Source organism: Daejeonella sp. (assembly GCF_044348475.1).
Classification (GTDB): domain Bacteria; phylum Bacteroidota; class Bacteroidia; order Sphingobacteriales; family Sphingobacteriaceae; genus Daejeonella.
In genome coordinates this window covers 1-5,926 of the sequence record NZ_JBIKSU010000097.1, presented here as the reverse complement: position 1 = coordinate 5,926, position 5,926 = coordinate 1, and the positions used below count along the sequence as shown (strand labels likewise).

The following is a 5,926-nucleotide window of genomic DNA, read 5'->3' as shown; positions in this document are numbered from 1 at the left end:
CATATTTTCGGAACCAATAAAAATTGCAGATCGCTGGTGTAGAGAGTCAACATCTTTATCAAGTATTCTTGAAAAACCATCTGTGGCACGCCCACCTGCCTGCTCAATAATAAATGCCATCGGATTACATTCATAAACAAGCCTAAGTTTACCATTTGGGGCACTCGAAGTTGTTGGATAGATGAAGATGCCACCTTTTATCATGTTTCTATGAATATCTGCCACCATTGATCCAATGTATCGAGATATATAAGGTCTTGAAGTATTTACATCTTCAATTTGGCAGTATTTTAAATATTTTTTGACCCCTTCAGGAAAATGGACGTAATTTCCTTCATTAATAGAATAAATTTTGCCATGATCAGGAATTTTCATTTGGGGATGAGAAAGACAAAATTCACCAATTGAAGGATCAAGTGTAAAGCCATTCACTCCTTTTCCAGTTGTGTAAACGAGCATGGTTGATGAACCATAAATAACATACCCCGCTGCAACCTGTTCGGTACCCTTTTGAAGCACATCGGCAATAGTAGCTTTTCCATCTGCAGATTTTCGTCTATAAATAGAAAAAATAGTTCCTACTGCCACGTTCACATCTATATTTGAAGAACCATCAAGAGGATCGATTGCAACTATATATTTTGCATTTTTTGAAACCTCTCCATCAATATAAACAAATTCATCATTTTCTTCAGAAGCTACAATACAACACTCTCCACCACTTTGTAAGGCTGATATAAACTGCTCATTAGCAAACATATCTAACTTCTTTTGTGATTCACCTTGTATATTGATAGAACCGGCATCACCTAGAATATCCAATAAGCCAGCCTTGTTAACTTCACGGTTTACAATTTTTGAGGCAATTCCGATATCACGGAGAAGTCGGGATAGTTCACCTTTAGCATATGGAAAATCATTCTGCTTTTCTATTATAAACTGCCCCAATGTTAATACTGCCTGCATATACTTCGTGTAATTTGTACGTTATCTATTTGCTAATTCTACCACTTCTAAGTTATAGATTTTTTGTTCAGAAATAGAAAATCGAAGCAATGTGCGAACTTTATGCCAACCATGCTTTCCTGCAGCACCTGGATTCAGGTGTAAAAAATTTGCTTTTTTATCAGACATTACTTTCAAGATATGTGAATGCCCAGAGATAAATAATCCGGGAGGATTGTTTTGTATTTCTTCCTGGATTCGGGGATCATACTTACCTGGGTAACCACCAATATGTGTCATCAGAACCGTAATGCCTTGGCAAACAAATCTATTCTTTTCGGGATAAACCGAACGAATATCCCTTCCATCTATATTGCCATAAACACCTCGCAATGGCTTAAATGAATTTAACTTATCGGCAAGCTCAATGGTTCCAAAATCACCTGCATGCCAAATCTCATCACATTGATCAAAATGTTTAAAAACTGCATCATCAAGATAACCATGCGTATCTGAAATTAAACCAATCCTCATTATTCTAAAATAAATTAAAAAATTGTTAAAAAATCTTTTAACAACGTTCGGTATTCTGTGGTGTAAATACCAGCCTTTTCATAGATAACAAAATTCTTAACGGTTGGTTCAGAAATATTGAAACCAATCTGTAATATCTTTCTATGCGGCTTTGATTCTGCAAAAGAATGCACCAAAATCTCATTAATAATCTTTAATTCGGATACTTAAGCCATTAACTTTTCAATCAATTTCGATGTTTCAATTGGCAAAATAAGATATAAAAAGCCTTTTTTACTTAATTTATTTGCTGATTCCTTTAGTAAATTTTCAAAAAAAGAGTAATCGGTATGTCTGGCTATACCCTTAACCGGATCCTCAGATTTTAAAGAATTAATGAAAAATGGAGGGTTTGAAACTATCAAATCATACTGCTCATCATCATTCAATAAATAATGTTCCATTGAAGAATGAAATAAACTAAGCCTGTTAAAAAAAGGAGATGCAAAAAAATTCTTTTTTGCAGTTCTTGCTGCGTTTTCATCAATTTCTACAGCATCAATTATAGCAGATGGAAATCTTTGAGCAAGCATTAGTGCAATCAAGCCTGTGCCTGTACCTATATCAAGTATTTTAGTGGGTGCAACAGTATCTAAAATTGCAGCTAGAAGAACACCGTCTGTATTAACTTTCATTGCGCAATCAGTTTGATCAATACAAAACTGCTTGAAATGGAATAAACTTGCCATTAGCTTTCGTAAAGCTCTATTGGAAGCCCGTCAGGATCGCTAAAAAAAACAAACCTTTTCCGGCTGTACTCATCAATTCTAATTTCTTTTGTCCGAATTCCATTTTTAGTAAGTTCGGCAACTGATACAGACAAATTATCTACCTCAAAAGCAATATGTCTTAAACCTTTTCCTTCTGGATGCGATAGCCTTTCAGGAGGATCTGGAAATGAAAATAATTCAATCTGATACACTCCATTCACTGCAAGATCAAGTTTATATGAATTACGTTCTGCCCTAAATACCTCTTGTAAAATCTTTAACCCTAGTATTTCGGTATAAAAATGCTTAGACAAGGTGTAATTAGAACAAATAATTGCAACATGATGTACGCCTTTCAAGTTGAGCATATGATTTTATAATTTCTTGGTAAAGTGCTAATTAGGATATAAAAAATGAATTAATTGCTTTTCTGAAAGCCATCTCAAAAGTAAAGAAACCTATGAAAATTATACGAATATTGGATACATTATTCTAATGGATAAGAGGTTTGACTAAACTTCAATACTTTGTTCAAAATAATTGATATACACTAAACTATTTTGCTTTTAAGTATAATAGACAAATAAAAAGGAACAAATTATTGTCTATTTATGAATTAATTGGTATTATTTCTTGAATTTGCAATCAAAATTTGAATATCTTCTAAAGTTTTATCAAATAATTTAATTTTTATTGATTTTTTTATTGATTTTTATGATGAAACGATTATTTTTATGAAAAATTAATTAAAACCCAGCCATACAATGTCATCTTTAAGATTCCAAGCACTAAATGCAGTACTTTCAAGGACAATTCCTGAAGTAAAAATGCCTTCATCAAAACTTTCCGATTTTTATGGAAGTAATGTCTTCGATCAGAAGAAAATGAAAGATAGTTTATCTAAAGAAGCCTTTAATAGTATTATCGAATCAATCAATTCGGGAACACCAATTGACAGAGGTATTTCAGAACAAGTTGCATCTTCTATGAAATCTTGGGCAATGGCCAGAGGAGCATCACATTATACCCACTGGTTCCAGCCATTAACAGGAACCACAGCAGAAAAGCATGATTCATTCTTTGAGCCCGGTTCAGATGGTCAAGGTTTAGAAAAATTCTCTGGCGAAGCCTTATCACAACAAGAACCGGATGCATCAAGTTTTCCAAACGGAGGAATAAGAAGTACTTTTGAAGCACGTGGTTATACTGCATGGGATCCATCATCGCCAGCCTTTATCATTGGAACTACCTTATGTATACCAACAGTATTTGTTTCTTATACTGGTGAAGCTTTAGATTATAAGGCTCCCTTATTAAAAGCTATCAGTTTAATGGATAAAGCAGCTGTTGCAGTTGCACAATACTTTGATAAAAGCATTGAAAAAATTAATAGTTCATTAGGTATAGAACAAGAGTATTTCCTTGTTGATCTTGCCTTATTTAATGCAAGACCTGACCTTTATCTAACCGGAAGAGCATTATTCGGACATATGTCTGCTAAAAATCAGCAATTAGATGACCATTATTTTGGATCAATTCCTGAACGTGTTCTTGCCTATATGCAGGATTTTGAAACAGAAGCCATCAAATTAGGTATACCTTTGAAAACCCGTCATAATGAAGTTGCTCCTTCTCAATTTGAGTGTGCACCATTATACGAAGAAATGAATCTTGCCATTGACCACAATTCTTTGTTAATGGATTTGATGGATAAAGTTGCTCGCAGACATAATTTCAAAGTTCTGTTGCATGAAAAACCTTATGCAGGTATAAATGGTTCAGGTAAGCACAATAACTGGTCATTAATTACAAATACAGGCAAAAACCTGCTATCTCCTGGAAAGACTCCAAAAAACAATTTGATGTTCCTTACATTCTTTGTAAATACAATCAGAGCAGTTTTTGAATATTCAGATCTTTTGAGAGCATCTATTGCATCTGTCAATAATGACCACCGTTTAGGTGCTAATGAAGCTCCACCAGCAATCATCTCTATGTTCCTTGGAAGTCAGCTAAATGACCTGCTAGATGAAATTGAATCATCAAGAGTAACCAACAAAATGAAGCAGGAACCATCATTATGGACTAATATTCCAAAAATACCACAGATCTTATTAGATAACACGGATCGTAATCGTACTTCACCATTAGCTTTTACAGGTAATAAATTTGAATTGCGTGCAGTTGGTTCATCAGCTAACTCTGCCAATCCAATGACAATACTTAATACGATTGTTGCAGATCAGTTAAATAAGTTCAAGGCAGAAGTTGATAAACTGATCAAAAAGGGTGAGAAAAAAGATGTTGCGATCATGACAGTGATCAAACGTTACATCAAAGAATCTAAAGCTATCCGTTTTGAAGGCAATGGTTATAGTGACGAGTGGGCTGAAGAAGCTAAAAAAAGAGGATTGTCAAATATCAAAACTACACCAAAAGCACTTGATGTTTTATTAGATCCTAAAACAGATAAATTATTTCAAGATACCGGAGTATTCAGCAAACGCGAATCGCATGCACGTCATGAAATACTTTTAGAAAGCTATTTCAAAAAACTTCAAATTGAAGCTAGAGTAATGGGTGACTTGGTTGACAATGTAATTATTCCAACAGCGATCAATTACCAAACAACTCTTATCGATAATGTGAAGGGGCTAAAAGATCTTGGTCTTGGTGAAGATACCTATGCAGCTCAGCTTGATATTATTAAGAAGATATCAGGGCATGTTAACTTTATTAGAACAGCAAACCTTGAAATGGTTAATGAGCGTAAAAAAGCGAATAACATCGAAGATATACGAGATAAATCTATTGCATACGATGAGAAAGTTAAATCATTCTTTGATCCAATCCGCTACCATGTTGATAAACTTGAGCAATTAGTGGATGATTCAAAATGGCCTTTGCCTAAATTCAGAGAATTATTGTTCCTGAAATAGTATTGAGTATTGAGTACTGAGTATTGAGTATTGAGTATTGAAACACAAAGTTCTGCTTCGGCAGAACTTTGTTGTTTACAGCCACATCTCATACTTCATACCTCACATCTCCAATCTCATATCTCAAATCTCAAATCTAAGTGCTATTTTTGCATTCATGTCAGACCTAAAATATAACCAGCGCGGCGTTTCAGCTGATAAAGAAGATGTGCATAATGCCATCAAAAATATAGATAGGGGAATTTTTCCAAAGGCCTTTTGCAAGATCATTCCTGATATTTTGGGATCTGATAATGCATATTTTAATATCATGCATGCCGATGGCGCAGGAACGAAATCTTCATTAGCTTATGTATACTGGAAAGAAACAGGTGACATTTCTGTATGGAAGGGAATTGCCCAGGATGCTATCATTATGAATCTTGACGATCTATTATGTGTAGGCGCTACTGATAATATATTGCTTTCATCAACCATTGGTCGAAACAAAAATTTGGTAACAGGCGAAGTGATTGCCGAACTAATTAATGGCACAGAAGAAATTCTATCTGAATTACGTGATCTTGGAATTGGGATCTTCTCTACTGGAGGCGAAACTGCAGATGTTGGAGATATTGTTAGGACCCTAATTGTCGATTCTACTGTAACCTGCCGGATGAAACGCTCAGACATCCTATCGAATGATCAAATTCGTCCAGGAGATGTAATTGTTGGGCTTTCATCTTATGGAAAAGCTATTTATGAAACGGAATACAATGG

The 5,926-nt window shown here is 34.6% G+C and carries 6 protein-coding genes; 2 read left to right on the top strand and 4 right to left on the bottom strand.

Going from position 1 to position 5,926, the window contains the following annotated elements; all coding sequences use genetic code 11:
- The 4 genes from fbp to ACIQZ6_RS11370 form a co-directional block, all read right to left on the bottom strand.
- The coding region (fbp, locus tag ACIQZ6_RS11385) for a class 1 fructose-bisphosphatase (protein WP_395811185.1) at positions 1–966 on the bottom strand (966 nt) is incomplete at its 3' end.
- 21 nt (positions 967–987) lie between these two features.
- The gene (locus ACIQZ6_RS11380; RefSeq protein ID WP_395811187.1) at positions 988–1,482 is read right to left on the bottom strand and encodes a metallophosphoesterase family protein; all 495 of its coding nucleotides are present in this window, start codon (positions 1,480–1,482) and stop codon (positions 988–990) included.
- A gap of 203 nt (positions 1,483–1,685) precedes the next feature.
- Positions 1,686–2,207, bottom strand: coding sequence for a tRNA1(Val) (adenine(37)-N6)-methyltransferase (locus tag ACIQZ6_RS11375; RefSeq protein WP_395811183.1), 522 nt, complete (start codon positions 2,205–2,207; stop codon positions 1,686–1,688).
- Complete coding sequence (locus ACIQZ6_RS11370) at positions 2,207–2,596, bottom strand: VOC family protein (protein WP_395811181.1); 390 nt, start codon at positions 2,594–2,596, stop codon at positions 2,207–2,209. Before ACIQZ6_RS11370 ends, ACIQZ6_RS11375 begins: the two co-directional genes overlap by 1 nt.
- Positions 2,597–2,992: 396 nt before the next feature.
- Here ACIQZ6_RS11370 and ACIQZ6_RS11365 point away from each other — a divergent pair, with 396 nt between their 5' ends.
- Complete coding sequence (locus tag ACIQZ6_RS11365; RefSeq protein ID WP_395811179.1) at positions 2,993–5,167, top strand: glutamine synthetase III; 2,175 nt, start codon at positions 2,993–2,995, stop codon at positions 5,165–5,167.
- A 157-nt stretch (positions 5,168–5,324) separates the two neighbouring features.
- Positions 5,325–5,926: AIR synthase related protein (locus ACIQZ6_RS11360; RefSeq protein WP_395811177.1), on the top strand; the 602-nt coding region annotated here is incomplete at its 3' end.